The sequence below is a fragment of the Cellulomonas sp. P4_D11 genome (assembly GCF_056401915.1).
In genome coordinates this window covers 32,632-49,647 of record NZ_JBFUIK010000010.1, presented here as the reverse complement: position 1 = coordinate 49,647, position 17,016 = coordinate 32,632, and the positions used below count along the sequence as shown (strand labels likewise).

Genomic DNA, 17,016 nt, shown 5'->3' with positions numbered 1-17,016 from the left:
TCGGCGACGCCGTTCATCAGGCAGGATGTACCGCATGGACAGGCAGCAGGAGTTCGTGCTCCGCACGGTCGAGGAGCGGGACATCCGCTTCATCCGTCTCTGGTTCACCGACGTGCTCGGGATCCTGAAGTCGGTCGCGGTGGCACCGGCCGAGCTCGAGGCCGCCTTCTCGGAGGGGATCGGCTTCGACGGCAGCGCCATCGAGGGCCTGACGCGGGTGTACGAGGCGGACATGATCGCCAAGCCCGACCCCTCGACGTTCCAGGTCCTGCCCTGGCGCGGTGAGCGGCACGGCACCGCTCGCATGTTCTGCGACCTGCTCACGCCCGACGGCGAGCCGTCGCTGGCCGACTCGCGCAACGTGCTCAAGCGCGCGCTGTCCAAGGCCGCCGACCAGGGGTTCACCTTCTACACGCACCCCGAGGTCGAGTTCTACCTGTTCGACGCGCCCGCGGACCCGACGCAGCCCCTGGTGCCCGTCGACCAGGGCGGCTACTTCGACCACGTGCCGCGCGGCACGGCGCACGACTTCCGGCGCGCCGCCATCACGATGCTCGAGTCGATGGGCATCTCGGTGGAGTTCTCCCACCACGAGGCCGGCCCGGGGCAGAACGAGATCGACCTGCGCTACGCCGACGCGCTGACCACGGCGGACAACATCATGACGTTCCGCACGGTGGTCAAGGAGGTCGCGCTCGAGCAGGGCGTCTTCGCCAGCTTCATGCCCAAGCCGCTGGCGGACCAGCCCGGCTCCGGCATGCACACGCACCTCTCGCTCTTCCAGGGCGACCGCAACGCGTTCCACGAGGCGGGCGGCCACCTGGAGCTCTCCAAGACCGCGCGCTCGTTCATCGCCGGCCTGCTGCGGCACGCCCCCGAGATCACCGCCGTGACCAACCAGTTCGTGAACTCCTACAAGCGGCTGTGGGGCGGCGCCGAGGCGCCGAGCTACGTCTGCTGGGGCCACAACAACCGGTCGGCCCTCGTGCGCGTGCCGATGTACAAGCCCGGCAAGGGCAACTCGAGCCGCATCGAGTACCGCGCGATCGACTCGGCCACCAACCCCTACCTCGCGTTCGCGCTGCTGCTCACGGCCGGCCTCAAGGGCGTCGAGGAGGGCTACGAGCTGCCCGAGGGCGCCGAGGACGACGTGTGGGAGCTGACGGACGCCGAGCGCCGGGCGCTCGGCATCGAGCCGCTGCCGCAGTCGCTGGACGCCGCGATCTCGATCATGGAGCGCTCGGAGCTCGTCGCGGAGACGCTGGGTGAGCACGTGTTCGACTACTTCCTGCGCAACAAGCGCCAGGAGTGGGAGGCGTACCGCTCGCAGGTCACGCCGTACGAGCTGCGGCGGTTCCTGCCGGTCCTGTGAGCACCACGGCGGGACGCGGGTCGTCGCTGGCGGGCCGGCTCACGCGGGTCGGGGTCGCCGACGCCGCGCGCGCGGAACGGCTGCTGTCCGACGCGGCCCTGCTGCGCGTGGTCGACGCGCCGGCGGACCTGCTCATCGCGCCCCTGGCCGACGTGGCGGACCCGGACCAGGCGCTGCTCGCGCTCGCGAAGCTCGCCGGGGCCGTCGTCGGCAACCCGGAGCTCCTGGGCCTGCTGCGCGGCATCCTCGAGCAGGACGGCCCCGCCAGGGCGCGGCTGCTCGCCGTCGTCGGCGCCTCGGTCGCCCTGGGCGACACGCTGGTGGCGCACCCGGAGAACCTGCGGGTGGTGCTCGACGACAGCCCGGGCACGGGCGTGCCCGTCGCCGCGGTCCGCGCGGAGCTGCTGGCCGCCGTCGGGGCCGACCCCGACGCGGACGTCCCGGTGGCGACGGTGGTCGGGCCTCCCGGTACCGACGCGATGCGGCTGGCCTACCGGTCGCGCCTGCTCCGGATCGCGGCGACCGACCTGACCAGCTCGGAGCCCCTGTCCCGCCTGCCGGGCATCGCCGCGGCGCTGGCCGACCTCGCCGGTGCCGCCCTCGAGGCGGCGCTCGCCCTCGCCCGCGCGGACCTCGACGACCACGGTCGGGGCGTGCGGCTCGCGGTCATCGGCATGGGCAAGGGCGGCGGCCGCGAGCTCAACTACGTGAGCGACGTCGACGTCATCTACGTCGCCGAACCGGTGGACGGCGTGGACGAGGCCGAAGCGCTGGCCGCGGGTGCCCGTCTCGCGGCGGGGCTGGCCCGCGCCTGCTCGACGCCGTCGGCCGAGCCGGCGCTCTGGCCGGTCGACGCCGCGCTGCGGCCCGAGGGCAAGGACGGACCGCTGGTCCGGACGATGGCCAGCCACAAGGCGTACTACGAGCGGTGGGCCAAGACGTGGGAGTTCCAGGCGCTGCTCAAGGCCCGACCGCTGGCGGGGGACGAGGCGCTGGGCCGCGAGTACGTGGAGATGACGCAGCCCTTCGTGTGGAGCGCCGTGACGCGCGAGCACTTCGTCGAGGACTCGCAGGCCATGCGCCGACGGGTCGAGGGGCACGTGCCGGCGGCGGAGGCGGACCGTCAGCTGAAGCTGGGCGTGGGCGGGCTGCGCGACGTCGAGTTCACCGTGCAGCTGCTGCAGCTGGTGCACGGGCGCGCCGACGAGTCGATCCGCAGCCCCAGCACGCTGACCGCGCTCGCCGCGCTGGCCGCCGGGGGCTACGTCGGCCGCGCGCACGCCGCGCAGCTGGCCGTCTGCTACCGGCTGCTCCGCGTGCTCGAGCACCGCATCCAGCTGTACCGGCTCCGGCGCACGCACCTCATGCCCACCTCGGAGCCGGACCTGCGCCGCCTCGCGCGCTCGATCGGGATGCGCGCCGAGGGGGCCCAGGGGCTGGACGACCGCTGGCGCGCCGCCCGCCGGGAGGTCCGCGGCCTGCACGAGGAGCTGTTCTACCGGCCCCTGCTGCCGGCGACCGCGCAGCTGTCCACGGAGGAGGCCAGCCTCGCGCCGGACGCGGCCAAGGCCCGGCTCGCCGCGATCGGCTACACCGACCCCGCGGGCGCCATGCGGCACATCGCGGCCCTGACCGAGGGAGTCTCCCGGCGGGCGGCGATCCAGCGCCAGCTCCTGCCGGTCATGCTCGGCTGGTTCGCGGACGGGGCCGACCCCGACGGCGGGCTGCTCGCGTTCAGGCGGCTGTCCGACGAGCTGGGCGCGACGCACTGGTACCTCAAGCTCCTGCGCGACTCCGGCACAGCGGCCCGCCGGCTCGCGCTGGTGCTGTCGACGTCGCGCTACGTGGCGGACGCGCTCACCCGGTCGCCGGAGTCGGTCACGTGGCTCGCCGACGACGCCGACCTGGTGCCCCGCACCTTCGAGCGGCTGACGGCGGAGGCCGACGCGATCCTCACGCGGTCCGACGAGCCCGTGCCCGCCGTCACCGCGCTGCGCGGGCTGCGCCGCCGCGAGCTGTCCCGCACGGCGGCGGCCGACGTGCTCGGCGTGGTCACCGGCGAGCGGGCGTCGCGGAGCCTGAGCGCCGCCGCGGACGTCGTGCTGGTGGGCGCGCTGCGCGTCGCCGAGTGGGAGGTGCGCGCCGAGAAGGGGCTGCAGGAGAACCCGACCCGGCTGCTCGTCGTCGCGATGGGCCGCTGGGGCGGCGGCGAGATGGGGTACTCGTCCGACGCGGACGTCCTGTTCGTGCACGACCCCGTCGAGGGAGTGGACGCCGTCACCGCGCAGGAGTTCGCGCTCCAGGTGACGACGAAGCTCCGCTCGCTGCTCGGGACCGTCGGCCCCGAGCCGACGCTCGAGGTCGACGCGGACCTGCGGCCGGAGGGGCGCAACGGCCCGCTGGTGCGGTCGTTCGACTCGTACGCGGAGTACTACGGGCGCTGGTCCTCGACGTGGGAGAGCCAGGCGCTGCTCCGTGCGCGTCCGGTCGCGGGGGACGACGAGCTGGGGGAGCGGTTCATCCGGCTCGTCGATCCGCTGCGGTACCCGGCCGGCGGCATCGACGCCGGGGCCGAGCGTGAGGTGCGCCGGATCAAGGCCCGGGTCGAGTCCGAGCGGCTGCCGCGCGGCGTCGAGCCCGCCCGGCACCTCAAGCTCGGGCGAGGCGGCATCTCCGACGTCGAGTGGACCGCCCAGCTGCTGCAGCTGCAGCACGCCCACGCGGTCCCGGCGCTGCGCACCACGACCACGCTCGGGGCGCTCGACGCCGCGACTGCGGCCGGCCTGCTCGACGCCGACGACGCCCGCGTGCTGAGCGAGGCGTGGCTGCTGGCCAGCCGGCTGAGGGACGCCAACGTGCTGTGGAGCGGCCGCGGTGGCGCCCACGCCGACGTTCTCCCGCACGACCGGCAGGCGCTGGCCGGCCTCGCGCGGGTGGTCGGCTACCCGGCGGGCTCCGGCGGCGAGCTGGAGCAGGACTACCTGCGCACGGCCCGTCGGGCGCGCACCGTGGTGGAGCGCGTCTTCTACGGCTGAGCGGTCGGGCGGTCGGCACGGCCCGGGACGGCGGGCGGACAGGTCCGGGGGCGGCAGCGCTCTTCGTTCGCACCGTTCCCGCCGCGGGATCGCTCGAGGCGTCCCCCGGGTGGACCGTCCCGGGACTCGTCGGACACCCGGGTGCGGCCACTCTCGCGCTCTGACCAGGGGAACTGACATGCTCGACCTGTCGCGGTGCAGATCAGGACATCGGGGAGAAATCGTGGTCGAGAACAGTTCGTCGCCCCGCAAGCCGCGGCGTCCGTCCGGCAAGCCGTCCGACACGGAGCCGGAGGCGACGACCGACCCACCCGTCGCCGACGACGCGCCCGCGACCCCCGACGCCGAGTCGCCCTACGTCACGCCGGACGCGGTCACGCCGGACGAGCCGGCCGCGGACCCGGTCACGCCGGACGAGCCGGCGGCGGACCCGGTCACGCCGGACGAGCAGGCTCCGGACACGGAGACCCCCGGGGCGTCGGAGAACGACACGCTCTCGCTCGACACGGCGGCCTCCCAGCAGGACACGGCCGAGATCCCCACGCACCTCGACGTCGAGGTCCCGGAGACGACGGGGACCGAGGACCGGGCGGTGCTGCTCGCCCGGCTGCAGCTGCTGGAGACCGAGAACGCGCGGCTGCGGGCGGAGACGGCGAACCCGCCCGTCGTCGTGATGCAGCCCGCGCCGCCCCGGCCGCGGCGCAAGTGGGGTCGGTCGACCGCCGCCGTGGTGCTCATCCTCATCGGGGCGCTGCTCGCGCCGATCGCGGTGGTGGGTTCGTGGGCGCGCGGGCTGATGGTCGACACGGACCGGTACGTCAACACGGTGGCGCCCATCGCGGACGACCCGCTGGTCCAGTCCGCGGTGACCAACCGGGTCACCCTCGCGATCGTGGACGCCCTCAACGTGCAGGAGCTGACCACGCAGGCCACCGACGCGGTGTCCCAGCTGAACCTGCCGCCGATCGTCTCGGGTGCGGTCCAGTCGCTGCAGCAGCCGTTGCAGGACGCGATCACGAGCTTCATCCGCAAGAACGTGAACAAGATCGTCACCTCCGACGCGTTCTCCAACACGTGGGAGGAGGCCAACAAGGTGGCGCACGAGCAGATCGTGGCCACCCTGCGCGGCGACCCGGACGCGCTCGCGCAGATCAGCGACGCCGGCCAGCTCACCCTGGACATCACCCCGATCATCGAGCAGGTCAAGACCTCCCTCGAGCAGGCCGGGTTCACCCTGGTCAGCCGGATCCCGACCATCAACGTGACGTTCCCGATCGCGAACAGCGCCGACCTGGTGCGGCTGCAGAACGCCTACCGGCTGATCGACGTCGTCGGCGGCCTGCTGCCGTACCTGTCGCTGGCCCTGCTCGCCGCGGGTGTGCTCGCGGCGCAGCGCCGGTCGCGGGCGCTGGTCATCGCCGGGCTGTCGCTGGCCGGGGCCATGGTGCTGCTCGGCGCGGGGCTGGCCATCGGGCGCTCGCTGTACGCCAACTCCCTGCCACCCACCGTGCAACGCGTGGACACCGCGGTCGCGATCTACGACCAGGTCGTCTCGCTGCTGCGCATCGAGCTGCGCGTCGGCCTGGTGCTCGGCCTGCTCCTGGCGATCATCGCGTTCGCCGCCGGTGGCACCACCGCCGCGCGCCAGCTGCGCGCCTCGTCGTCGCAGGCGGCCGCCTGGGTCCGGAACGCCGGCGACCGTCGGGGCATCACCACGGGCCCCGTGGGGGTCTGGCTGGACGAGCAGCGCACCCTGGTGCGCGTCGTGGTGATTGCCCTGGCCGCCCTCGCGCTCGTCCTGGCCGACATGCTCACGCCCGCCTACGTGATCACCGTGTTCGTCATCGCCGTCCTGGTGCTCGGCCTGGCCGCGCTGGCCGCGCGACCTCGACCTCGGACCGAGGAGACCGTCGAGGAGGTCGAGACCGCGGCGCTCGTCTGAGCCGGCGTCACCGCCCGACCCGGGAGCACGACCCCGGGGAGCCGGGCTCGTCGGCGAGCACCCAGGACGCGCGCTGGCGGCCGAGGTTCCAGTCGGCGAGCCCGGTGGCCGCCGGGACGTCCTGGGCGGCGAGCAGGCAGGAGCGCAGGAACGGCTGGTGCTCGATCTGCGCGATCGCCGGCACGGCGTCGGCCGACAGCCCGGCCAGGTAGCCGACGTCGAGGTCCGCGACGAGGTCCGCCGTGGTGTTGAGCCGGACGATCTGCGCGTCGGGGTTGACCAGCGCCAGCCCGAGCATCGCCACGGCGACCACCTGCACGACCGCGCGCGGGAGCCACCGGCCCCGCCACCGGATGCCGGCCGCCATGACCAGCAGGAACACCGCGGCGAGCGTCAGCTCGACGACGACGACGAACACCCGCAGCCGGGTCAGCCCGAAGGCCTCGACGTACAGGTCCATGCGGCGCAGCGCCGACGCCACGACGCCGAGGGTGCCCAGGCAGAGCACCCCGAGGGCGATCCGGGAGGTCAGCCGGTCCCGCGGCGTCTCGCGGGGGGCACGCCGGGCGGCGACCGCGACGACGACGAGCGTGAGGGCGGTGACGACGACCAGCTGCGCGAATCCCTCCCGCGCGTACTGCGCGTAGGTCAGGCCGGCAGTCTCGAGCACGTGCCGGTGGCCCCCGAGCAGTCCGCCGACCTGCACGGCGACGAACCCCACCACCATCACGTCGAGCGCCACCACGGGCAGCAGCCACTCACCGCTCCGGGCAGGCGTCCGCTCGGGCAGCCGCGCGTCCGACCAGCTCGGCGGGGCGAGGGCGAGGTGCGCGAGCGCCGCGGCGACGAGCGCGACCAGGGCGCCGACGACGACCTGGCCCGGGAGCAGGTCGGCCTGGATCCGCGGCAGGTAGCTGGCGAAGACGCGGTCGGCGCTGGCGAACAGCAACCCGAACACGAGCAGCAGACCGACGGTGATCGCCACGCTGCGCAGCGCGACCAGCAGCTGTCCCCGGCGCCGGCCCAGCCGGGTCTCGACGCCCTTGGCCACCCACGGCAGCGCCCGGACGGCGCCCGCGGCCCAGCTGAGCGGCGCGAGCGCGGCGGCCGGGGCCGACCTCGACGAGGTCACCGCGGCTGCCCCCGCCCACGCGGCCACGAGCGCGCAGAGCACGACGACCCAGCCCGCGTCGCGGAAGGCGACGACGACGACCAGGGCGATCGACAGTGCCGCGGTCGCCAGGTCGTGGACGTCGCGGCGCCGCACGAGGGCCGGCGCGGCCGCCACCCAGACCAGGAGCCCGACCAGGGCGGCTCCCAGGCCGGGCCGGTGACCGACGAGCAGCCCGCCGCCGAGCACGCCGGCGGTCGCGCACAGGACGAGGGTGCGCGTCTCGACGGGTCGTCGGCGCTCCGCCCAGAAGGGGACCAGCGCCCGGGCGAGCGGGCCGGGCTCGCTGGGGACGGCAGCAGGACGGCCCGCCACCCAGGTGGGCGACGGGCCGGGGAGAGCGGGCGTGGTGGGGGGCGTCGGTGCACCGGAGTCGGTCATGAGCGCCACGCTAGGCATCGGTGTCTGCGCACGTCAGGGACTTGCGCGGGGGTCCCGTGCACGTTGTGTGCAGTGGTGGCGGCGTCCTCCACAACTGGCGCTCAGCGCGCACACAGCGGTCGCCGGCGCGGGGCCGTCCTCACGACGACGAGACCGCCTCGGTCATACCCGGGATGGCGCCGAGGTACCGGCGGACCTCGTCCGGACCCCAGCCGTGCGTCTGGTGCAGGCCCGTCGAGATCGTCTGCACGTAGGCCTCGGTCGGTGCGGCCAGCGGCGCGTCGTCGAACGGCTCGGAGGTCAGGGTGACGAGGGGGATGTCGTCGCGCTCACCCAGGTGCACGATCGTCTCGTAGCGCCCGGGGCCGTACCGGTGCCGGCCCTCGCGCCAGAGGGTCTGCAGGTCGAGGTCGTTCTCCGGGTCGCGGCGCATCTCCTGGGCCAGGACGTCCGCCAGCTGCCCGACGCGGAGCAGGTAGGCGGCCGCGGCGACCCAGCCCCGCCCGTCCGGGTCGAACACGGCCGTGCCCCCGCCCCAGGCCTTCGACGCCCCGGTGAACGACAGGCTCCCGCGGACGACGAGCGGGACGGTGCGGGCGGGTTCGGTCCGGTCGCGGCACCCGGGGTAGGTTCGCAGGCTCCCGGGCGGGCGGCCGCCGTGCAGGTAGAAGCGGAACCGGTCGACGCTCAGGTTCGACCCGTAGGCGACGTACCAGACGCGGTCGACGGCGTCCGTCGTCATCCCGGCAGCGCCCGCGCGCGCCCGGCCGCCGTGCCCTCCGCGAGGAGGACCTCCTCGGCGCGCCGGTAGAGCTCCATCGCCTGCTCGGGCGTGTCCCCGACGGCCGTCATGCCCACGCGGCCCAGCTCGGTCAGGCAGCTGATCATGTGGAACACGACGCCGGTCTGCCGGGACTGGTCGAAGTGGAGGCCGTGCCGCGCGACGACGTCGAAGAGGTCGACCACACGCAGCGCGCGCAGCTCCGGCGCCTCGAGGTGGTCGGTCGCGACCAGATGCTTCTCGTCGCCGGTGGATGTCAGGTAGCGGCCCGAGGGTCCGTCGTAGCGGCCGTCGGTGAGGAACTGCAGCGTCAGGAACGGGTGCGTGGTCCCGCCCTTGCGCAGGTTGAGCTCGATGGCGTGCGCCGTCCAGGCCCCCGACACGTCGCGGACGACGACGAAGTCGACGGCGAACCGCCCGAGGACGCCCTCCCGCGCGAGGCGCCGGCCGATGACCTCCGCAGGCTCGCTGATCAGCCGGGAGTACGCCGGGTCCGCGGGGAACGTGCACCCCAGGTAGCGCTGGCCGCTGGGACCGCCGAGCAGCTGGTCGTGCGTGGAGAGCAGCTCGACCGTGCCGTCGGGAAGGACCCGGAGCTGCACGCTCGGGCTGCGCAGCTCGGCGCCCAGGATCCGCTCCTCGACCACCCCGCCGCCCCGCTCGAACTTCTCCCAGTAGTCGTTGCGGCTCATGGTCGCCGACTCCAGCTCGAGAACCGCGACCCGGTCGGCCACCTGCGCGCGCAGGTCCCCGCGCCCGGCGTCGAGGCCGCGCAGGTCGACGACGGCGTTCCCGTTGCCGGAGACGCCGTCGTTGAGCTTGACGATGACCTGGGCGGTGCTGGGGCGCGCAGTGACCATGCCGAGCACGGCGTCGACGACGTCCGCGCTGCTGCGCAGGTCCTCGGCACCGGACGGGTGCTGCACGCCCTCCTGCGCGAAGAGGCCCCGGCAGCCGGTCTTGCTGCCCAGGTCCGCCAGCCGGGGGTCGGAGCCGTACATCGGGATGCCGAGGTGCAGGGCGAGGTCCCGCTCCCGCTCCGTGGTGCTGTAGGCGATCAGGTGGCAGCGCGCGCGGTTCGGGATCCCCGCCGCGATGGTCGCCAGCAGCCGGGGGCGCTCGAGCAGCTTCTCGTTCAGGGGGCGCAGGGTGGCGTCGTCGACGGAGACGAGCGTGAGGCGGGTGCGGGCGTGGCTCGGGATCACGCCCGGCAGCAGCGCGAGGTAGTACTCGATGATGCTGTCCTTGACGGGCGTCGACGTCACGTAGGTCATCCGCAGGAAGGGCTGGCGCAGGAGCAGGAGCAGGAACAGGAACCGCTCCTCGAACGCCTGGACCAGCCCGGCGCTCGCCTTGCCGTCGACCGCGACCGACGGGACGACCACCACGGACTCGTCCTCGTGATGGAGCCGCATGACGTCCCAGACCGACCTCATGCGCTGCTGGAGCGTCTCGAACCGCTCCTGCCGCGCGACCTCGTCCAGCTCCTCCAGCGTGGTCACGACTGCCTCACCTCGGCGTGCTCGACGGCGAACGTCCCCACCGGCCGGCTGAAGCCGCGCAGGTCGAGCTCGCCCATGGGTCGCCCGCCGACGCGTTCGTCGACGGCGGAGAAGACTCGCTGGCTGACCAGCACCTGGCCGTCCTCGGCCGCCGCGCACAGGCGCGCGGCCAGGTTGGTCACGCTGCCGATCGCGGCGTAGTCCGAGCGGCCCTCGAAGCCGATCCGGCCGAGCGTCGCGTAGCCCTGCGCGACGCCGACGCCGAACCCCAGCTGGTGCCCCCGACGCGACCAGCCCTCCGCCAGGGCGGCGACGCGGTCCTGCATCGCCAGACCCATCGCCACGGCCCGCCAGGCGGGGTCGTCGCACGTCACCGGGTCGTTGAAGAAGACCATGAGCCCGTCGCCGGTGAACCGCTCGAGGGTCCCCTCGTACTCGTCGATGAGCTCGCCCAGCGCCCGGTGGTACTCGCGGAGCACCGACATCACCTCCTCGGGCTCCGACTGCTCCGCGAACGGGGTGAACCCCCGCAGGTCGCAGAACACCACGACGATCTCGCGGCGGTGGCTGTCGAGGAGCGACTCGTCCCCGGAGTCGATGACCAGGTCGGCCAGCTGCGGGGGCAGGAACCGCCGGAGCCGGCTGAGCCGCTGCAGCTCGTCGACCTGCGCGTGGACCCGTGCCTCCAGCTCCCGGTTCCACTCCGCCAGCTCGGCCGCCTGCCGGGCGATCGTGTCCTGGTACTTCTTCACCCGGGCCAGCGACGCCACGCGGGCCACCAGCTCGCCCTGGTGGAACGGCTTCGTGACGAAGTCGTCGGCCCCCGCCTCGATCGCCCGCAGCTTCTCCTGGTCGCCGCTCGCCGTGATCATCACCACGGGGAGATAGGCGGTGGTCGGGGCTGCCCGGACCTGGCGGCAGACCTCGTAGCCGTCGATGCCGGCCATGACGATGTCGAGCAGGACGAGGTCGACGCCCTGCGCGGGGTCCGCCAGCACGCGCAGCGCCTCCTCGCCCGACCCCGCGAGGACCAGCCGGTAGCCGCGGGGCTCCAGCACCGCCTGCAGCAGCCGCAGGTTCTGCGGCACGTCGTCGACCGCGAGGATGGTCACCGGATCAGGCATGGGCGTGGCCGCTGACGAGGAACGCGTCGACCTGGGCGGGCAGGGACCGGACGCTGATCGGCTTGGACAGGTAGCCGTCGAAGCCGTCGGCCAGCGCCCGGTCGCGGTCCGCCTGCATCGCGAAGGCGGTGACGGCCACCACCGGGACGTCGGCGACGACGGGGTCCTGCCGGATGCGGTGCATCGCCTCCACACCGTCGATGCCGGGCAGCTGCAGGTCCATGAGGACGAGGTCGGGGCAGCACTCGTGCGCCCGGTCGACGCCCTCCTCGCCCGACCTGGCCTCGACGACGTCGTAGCCGCGGACCTGGAGCACGTCGCGGATGAGCTTGAGGTTCAGCGCGTTGTCCTCGACCACGAGGATGCGACCGGTCGTCATCCCCGCCCCCCTCCCGTGGTGGCGTCGGCCTCGGCGGGCAGCGACCCGCAGCTGCGCAGCGCCCGGACCAGGTCGTCGCGGCCGACCGGCTTGATCAGGTACTCGGTCGCCCCGAGGGCGAGGCCGCGGGAGCGCTCGTCGACGATCGACGCGATGACGACCGGGATGTCGCGCGTGGCCTCGTCCGCCTTGAGGCGTTCGAGGACCTGCCAGCCGTCGAGGCCCGGGAGGCGCAGGTCGAGCACCACCGCGACGGGCAGTGTCGACCGGATCTCGTGGAGGCCCGACCGGCCGTCCCGCGCCCGGACCACCCGGACTCCGAGACCGTCGAGGTAGGCCGCCAGCAGGTCCAGCGAGGCGCGGTCGTCGTCCACCACGACGACGACGGGCAGGCTGTCGCGCGACCCGTCCGCACCGTTCTCCAGGGCGGTGTACGCGGGGATCACGAAGCCGAACGTGCTCCCGACGCCGACGTCGGTCTCCAGCCACATCCGGCCGCCGAGCAGCGCGACCAGCCGTCGGCACAGGGTCAGGCCGAGCCCCGTGCCCTCTTCCTTCGGTGCCCCCCGCCGCCCCTGCTGGAACGCCTCGAAGATGTGCTCGCGCTCGTCGGGTGCGATCCCCGGGCCGTCGTCGGCGACCGTGACCTCGAGATCCGGCCCGACGCGGCGGACGGCGACCTCGACGTGGCCGCCGTCGGGCGTGAACTTCACGGCGTTGCTCAGCAGGTTGACCAGGACCTGCTTGAACTTCAGCTCGTCGGACTCGACCAGGTCGACCGTCGGGTCGATGGTGCACGCGAGCGCGATGCCGTGGTCTCGCGCGCGTCCACGGACGGTGCCGACGCCATAGTCGACGGCGGCGACGACCGAGAAGGTGGACGGCTCGAGCTCCATCCGCCCGGCCTCGACCTTCGAGAGGTCGAGGATCTCGTTCAGCAGCTCGAGCAGGTGCTGGCCCGAGCTGAGGATGTCCCGCAGGTACTCCTCCTGCCGTTCGTTGATGTCGCCGAAGAGTCGCTCGAGCAGGACCTCGGAGAACCCGATCACGGCGTTCAGCGGCGTCCGGAGCTCGTGCGACATGCTCGCCAGGAAGTCGGACTTGTGCTGGCTCACCACCTCCAGCTCGGCGGTCTTGACCTCGAGCTCGCGGAACAGCCGCGCGTTGGTCACGGCGAGGGCGGACTGGCTGGCGAACGTCTCCAGGAAGTCGATGGTCTCCTGCGCGAACGGGCCCGCGGAGCGGCGGCGCACGACGAGGGCGCCGACGATCCGCTCGCCGCGCAGCACCGGGACGGCGAGCACGGACCGCCAGCCGTCGGCGTGGAGCACGGCCAGGTGCGGGTCGAGGTCGACCTCGTCCAGGTCGGGGACGGCCACGGGGTGCCGCTCGAGCGCGGCGCGCCCGACGAGCGTGGCGTCGAGCTCGATCCGGACCGACCGCAGCGCGGCCAGGAGATCGGGGCTGCTCGCGTACGCGCTGCGCACGGAGAAGACCTGGTCCTCCTCGAGGTACTCCATCATCGAACCGCCGTCGCAGCCCGAGAAGCGGACGGCGTTCTTGATGATCGTGGCCAGGACCTCGTCGAGGACGAGGCTGGAGCTCACGATCCCACCGACGGCGCTCAGCGCCTCGAGCTGGTCGACGCGCCGGGCCAGCTCGGCGCCGCGGGCGTCGAGGGCAGCCAGCAGGTCGACGTGCCGCACGACGATCGCCGCCTGGGCCGCGAACGCCTCGAGCAGGGCGACGGCGCTCGGGTCGAACGGCTCCACCTCGCTCCGCAGCAGCGACAGGGCGCCCACCACCTCGTCCTCCAGCACCATCGGGGCCGCGACCACCGTGCGGAACCCGACCATCTCCTGGAGGTCGCGCCGGCGGTAGGCGGGGTCGACGAGGACGTCCGAGATCTGCTGGACCTTCCGGCCGGTCGCGGCCCGGCCGACGATCGTGTCGCCGTCCACCCGGATCGGGTGCTCGCGCCAGTAGTGCCGCAGCTCGTCGGTCAGGCCCACGGACGACGCGAGCGTGAACCGGTCGCCGTCGATGAGGTACACCAGCACGGTCTGGGCGCGGCACAGCCGCCGGGCCGTGTGGACGATGGTGTCGAGCACGGCGTCGGGATCGGCCGCCGACCCGAGCGCCGTGAGGACCGCGTTCGCGGCCGCGAACTGGTCGGTGGCGTCGTCGTAGGCGCGCCGCAGGCGATCGTGCTCCGCCTGGGTGACGGTCCCGCTCGACAGATCGGCCATCGTCGGCCGCCCTTCCCCGGGTCTCGACTCCCGGGCGCACCTCAGTGTGCTCGCGCGCAGAGGTCCCGGGCAATGAGCCGGCGGCCGTTCTGCCAGGCTGGCGGAATGAACGCGTGGCTGACCCGCTCCTCGACGACCGTCTACGAGAACCCCTGGATCCGCGTGCGCGAGGACGAGGTCGACCGCCCGGACGGCGCGCCCGGGATCTACGGCGTCGTCGAGGTGCGCAACGACGCGGTCTTCGTCGTGCCGGTCACGGACGACGACGAGGTCGTGCTCGTCGAGGTCGGCCGGTACACCACGGGCGTGCTGTCGCTCGAGGTGCCCGCCGGTGGCTCGGACGGACAGGAGCCGCTCCTCGCCGCGCGTCGGGAGCTGCGCGAGGAGACCGGCCTGGCGGCCGACCGCTGGGAGCTCCTCGCGTCGATGTTCGCGCTCAACGGGATCTGCCACGCGCCGGAGCACGTGTTCCTGGCTCGTGGGCTGCGTCCCGCCGACGAGCCCACCGAGCAGGCGGAGGAGGGGATCACGGCCGTCCGGAACGTGCCGTGGTCGCAGGTACTGGGTCTCGTCGCCGACGGGACGATCACCGACGGGGAGACCGTGGCCGCGCTGATGTACGCGGCGATCGCGCTGGGCCGCGTCACCTGACGCCCGGCACGACGAGGATCGCTCGGCGATGATGGGAGCATGTCCGACCGTCCGATGATGCGGGGCAGGCTCCTGGTCGCCGCTCCCGCCCTGCGCGAGCCCGCGTTCCACCGGACCGTCATCCTCCTGCTCGACCACAGCTCCACGGGCGCGCTCGGGGTCGTGCTCAACCGACCGTCGCCGGTCGACGTCGGCGCGGTCCTGCCCGAGTGGCAGGCGCACGTCACCGACCCGGCCGCCCTGTTCCTCGGCGGGCCGGTCGGCCAGGACACGGCGATGGGGGTCGCCGTCGTGGAACCCGGCACCCGCGCCTCCGCCGACGTCGACGGGATGACCGGCCCGTTCGGCTTGGTCAACCTCGACGCGGTGCCCCAGGACGTCACGCCGCTCGTCCGCGGGGTCCGGGTGTTCGTCGGCTACGCCGGGTGGTCCGAGGACCAGCTGGAGGCCGAGATCGCGGAGCGCGCCTGGTTCGTCGTCGATGCCGAACCGGCCGACGTGCTCACCCGCGAGCCCGAGCAGCTGTGGCGGCGCGTCCTGCGACGTCAGGGCGGCGACCTCGCGATGGTGTCGACGTTCGCCGAGGACGCCTCCCTGAACTGAGGCCGCCTGCTCAGGGCAGGCCGAGGTCCACTCCGACCGACCCGTACGGCGAGGACAGGGACGCGGTCGCCCAGGGGTACGTCAGCTCCCACTCCCACATCCCGTCCTGGGCCAGCACCCGCGTCCGGCGCGGCGCGAAGGAGTAGGTGAACGGCTGTCCGACGGGCACGGTCAGCCCGACCGCACCCGCGGCGGTCCGCACGGTCACCGTGCCGGCGATCGAGGCGCCTGTCGTGGCGTCCTTCGGCGTGACGGTGTGCGACATCGACCCGGCGCGCGCGGGGTACGGCGTGATCCGGACGACCGCGGTGGACGTCACCGGTGGTGGTGGAGGTGGCGTGGTGATCCGCAGGCTGCCACCACCTGGCTGTGCAGCCCGGGGTCGTCGAGCGCCTCGAGGTGGTTGAGGGGGTTGGTGTTGCTCGCGGCGAACGGCAGATCTACCAGTCCGGGCTCGACGGTCCTGGCAGAGTCGTCACTGGCCCGGTCTCACTCGGCCGGCGCCGCCGAACGGAGGTGTCGTGCATGCGCAAGGTCGTCGCGTACGAGCTGCTGTCCCTCGACGGCGTCGCCGAGGACCCGTCGTCGTTCTTCACCACCTGGGACGACGAGCTGGACGCCAACCTCGCCGCGGTGATCGCGACGCAGGACGCCGTCGTCCTGGGCCGGCGCAGCTACGACGAGTGGGCGGAGTACTGGCCCGGCAGCACCATCCAGCCGTTCGCGGACTTCATCAACCGCGTCCCGAAGTACGTCGCGACCTCGGCGCCGCTCGACCCGGAGTGGGCCGACGCGAGCGCGGTCGACGGCGACCTGGTCGACGTCGTGCGGGAGCTGAAGCGGGCGCCGGGAGGTGATATCGGCGTCCACGCCAGCATCTCGGTGGCGCAGACCCTGCTCGCGGCGGGCGTCGTCGACGAGCTCCGGCTGGTCATCGCTCCGACGATCGCCGGCCACGGACGGCGGCTGCTCGACGGGCTGCCGCCGATCCGGCTCGAGGTGATCCGGAGCGTCGCGTCTCCGACCGGCCACCTCCTGGTCGACTACCGCGTCGTCCGATAGCGCCGTGCACGACCTGTCCGCGCCGGGGAGTCCGCAAACGTGGCGCAGACATGCCCCCGGTGCTGCCGGCAGCGGTACACCGTCGACCGGAACGCCCCCACCGCGTCGAGGTCGACCTCGCAGGGTCCTCACCCGCAGATCCGAGCCCGTCCGAACCGATCCGCCTCGATCGGGGCCGACCCGCCTTCGTCCGGCAGCGAGTGTGCGAGGAGCATGGTGCGGGGTGTTCTGGCTGCCGAGGGGAAGACGACCCGGCCCCTTGGTGCGCCGACGCCCGCCGTTACGCTGGCTTTGACCCAAGGTCGAGGGGAGTCGGAGCGACGATGCCGGACTGGGGCTGGTCGTTGATCGGCGTCCTGGCCGGTCTGGTCCTGCTGTGGCTCGCACTCATCGTCGCGCTGTGGCTCACTCGACCTGACGAGGTTCGCCTCCGTGATCTCTTGCGGTTGCTGCCTGATCTCGTGCGCCTGCTGCGTCGCCTTGCTGCCGACGGCAGCGTTCCTCGTGGTGTGCGAGTCCGACTGTGGCTGCTCCTGGGCTACCTCGCTCTGCCGATCGACCTGGTGCCCGACTTCATCCCTGTGCTCGGCTACGCGGACGACGCGATCGTCGTCGCCCTCGTGCTCCGTTCGGTCGTTCGACGCGCCGGCGCTGACGCGGTCGTCAGGCACTGGCCCGGAACGCCCGAGGGTCTGACCGCGCTGCAACGCCTCACCGGTCCTCTCGCGTGACGACCGTCGTCGTGTCCGAAGGCGTCGCCAGGA

14 protein-coding genes are annotated in these 17,016 nt (G+C 73.4%); 7 read left to right on the top strand and 7 right to left on the bottom strand.

Annotation, left to right across the window (positions count from 1 at the left end):
• Positions 1 to 34 precede the first annotated feature (34 nt).
• From glnA to AC1DT4_RS08375, 3 genes are all read left to right on the top strand, one after another.
• Positions 35 to 1,372, top strand: coding sequence for a type I glutamate--ammonia ligase (gene glnA, locus AC1DT4_RS08385; RefSeq protein WP_477089325.1), 1,338 nt, complete (start codon positions 35 to 37; stop codon positions 1,370 to 1,372).
• Entirely contained in the window at positions 1,369 to 4,407 is a 3,039-nt protein-coding gene (locus AC1DT4_RS08380) for a bifunctional [glutamine synthetase] adenylyltransferase/[glutamine synthetase]-adenylyl-L-tyrosine phosphorylase (RefSeq protein ID WP_477089324.1), read from the top strand. The genes glnA and AC1DT4_RS08380 overlap by 4 nt, the downstream gene beginning before the upstream one ends.
• Before the next feature lie 223 nt (positions 4,408 to 4,630).
• Positions 4,631 to 6,349, top strand: coding sequence for a hypothetical protein (locus tag AC1DT4_RS08375; protein WP_477089323.1), 1,719 nt, complete (start codon positions 4,631 to 4,633; stop codon positions 6,347 to 6,349).
• Positions 6,350 to 6,356: 7 nt separating this feature from the next.
• Here AC1DT4_RS08375 and AC1DT4_RS08370 read toward each other — a convergent pair whose 3' ends face one another.
• The 6 genes from AC1DT4_RS08370 to AC1DT4_RS08345 all read right to left on the bottom strand — a co-directional run bounded on the left by AC1DT4_RS08370 (position 6,357) and on the right by AC1DT4_RS08345 (position 13,936).
• Positions 6,357 to 7,901 (bottom strand): DUF4153 domain-containing protein, encoded by a 1,545-nt coding sequence (locus tag AC1DT4_RS08370; RefSeq protein ID WP_477089322.1) that lies wholly within the window; start codon positions 7,899 to 7,901, stop codon positions 6,357 to 6,359.
• A 139-nt stretch (positions 7,902 to 8,040) separates the two neighbouring features.
• Positions 8,041 to 8,643 (bottom strand): histone deacetylase, encoded by a 603-nt coding sequence (locus tag AC1DT4_RS08365; protein WP_477089321.1) that lies wholly within the window; start codon positions 8,641 to 8,643, stop codon positions 8,041 to 8,043.
• Positions 8,640 to 10,184, bottom strand: coding sequence for a peptide ligase PGM1-related protein (locus tag AC1DT4_RS08360; protein WP_477089320.1), 1,545 nt, complete (start codon positions 10,182 to 10,184; stop codon positions 8,640 to 8,642). The genes AC1DT4_RS08365 and AC1DT4_RS08360 overlap by 4 nt, the downstream gene beginning before the upstream one ends.
• The gene (locus AC1DT4_RS08355) at positions 10,181 to 11,296 is read right to left on the bottom strand and encodes an adenylate/guanylate cyclase domain-containing protein (RefSeq protein WP_477089319.1); all 1,116 of its coding nucleotides are present in this window, start codon (positions 11,294 to 11,296) and stop codon (positions 10,181 to 10,183) included. The genes AC1DT4_RS08360 and AC1DT4_RS08355 overlap by 4 nt, the downstream gene beginning before the upstream one ends.
• Positions 11,297 to 11,300: 4 nt before the next feature.
• Positions 11,301 to 11,687 (bottom strand): response regulator, encoded by a 387-nt coding sequence (locus AC1DT4_RS08350; protein WP_477089318.1) that lies wholly within the window; start codon positions 11,685 to 11,687, stop codon positions 11,301 to 11,303.
• On the bottom strand, positions 11,684 to 13,936 hold the full coding sequence (locus AC1DT4_RS08345) for a GAF domain-containing protein (RefSeq protein WP_477089317.1): 2,253 nt from the start codon (positions 13,934 to 13,936) through the stop codon (positions 11,684 to 11,686). The genes AC1DT4_RS08350 and AC1DT4_RS08345 overlap by 4 nt, the downstream gene beginning before the upstream one ends.
• A gap of 105 nt (positions 13,937 to 14,041) precedes the next feature.
• Here AC1DT4_RS08345 and AC1DT4_RS08340 point away from each other — a divergent pair, with 105 nt between their 5' ends.
• Positions 14,042 to 14,587: an NUDIX domain-containing protein gene (locus AC1DT4_RS08340; protein WP_477089316.1), complete on the top strand. Its 546-nt coding sequence runs from the start codon at positions 14,042 to 14,044 to the stop codon at positions 14,585 to 14,587.
• 39 nt (positions 14,588 to 14,626) lie between these two features.
• The gene (locus AC1DT4_RS08335) at positions 14,627 to 15,190 is read left to right on the top strand and encodes a YqgE/AlgH family protein (RefSeq protein ID WP_477089315.1); all 564 of its coding nucleotides are present in this window, start codon (positions 14,627 to 14,629) and stop codon (positions 15,188 to 15,190) included.
• Positions 15,191 to 15,200: 10 nt separating this feature from the next.
• Here the strand turns inward: AC1DT4_RS08335 and AC1DT4_RS08330 are convergent, their stop codons facing one another.
• A complete protein-coding gene (locus AC1DT4_RS08330; RefSeq protein WP_477089314.1) occupies positions 15,201 to 15,509 on the bottom strand; it encodes a hypothetical protein in 309 nt (102 codons plus the stop codon).
• A 206-nt stretch (positions 15,510 to 15,715) separates the two neighbouring features.
• Here AC1DT4_RS08330 and AC1DT4_RS08325 point away from each other — a divergent pair, with 206 nt between their 5' ends.
• Both AC1DT4_RS08325 and AC1DT4_RS08320 read left to right on the top strand, forming a co-directional pair.
• On the top strand, positions 15,716 to 16,252 hold the full coding sequence (locus AC1DT4_RS08325) for a dihydrofolate reductase family protein (RefSeq protein ID WP_477089313.1): 537 nt from the start codon (positions 15,716 to 15,718) through the stop codon (positions 16,250 to 16,252).
• A 323-nt stretch (positions 16,253 to 16,575) separates the two neighbouring features.
• On the top strand, positions 16,576 to 16,983 hold the full coding sequence (locus tag AC1DT4_RS08320) for a YkvA family protein (protein ID WP_477089312.1): 408 nt from the start codon (positions 16,576 to 16,578) through the stop codon (positions 16,981 to 16,983).
• Positions 16,984 to 17,016: the final 33 nt, after the last annotated feature.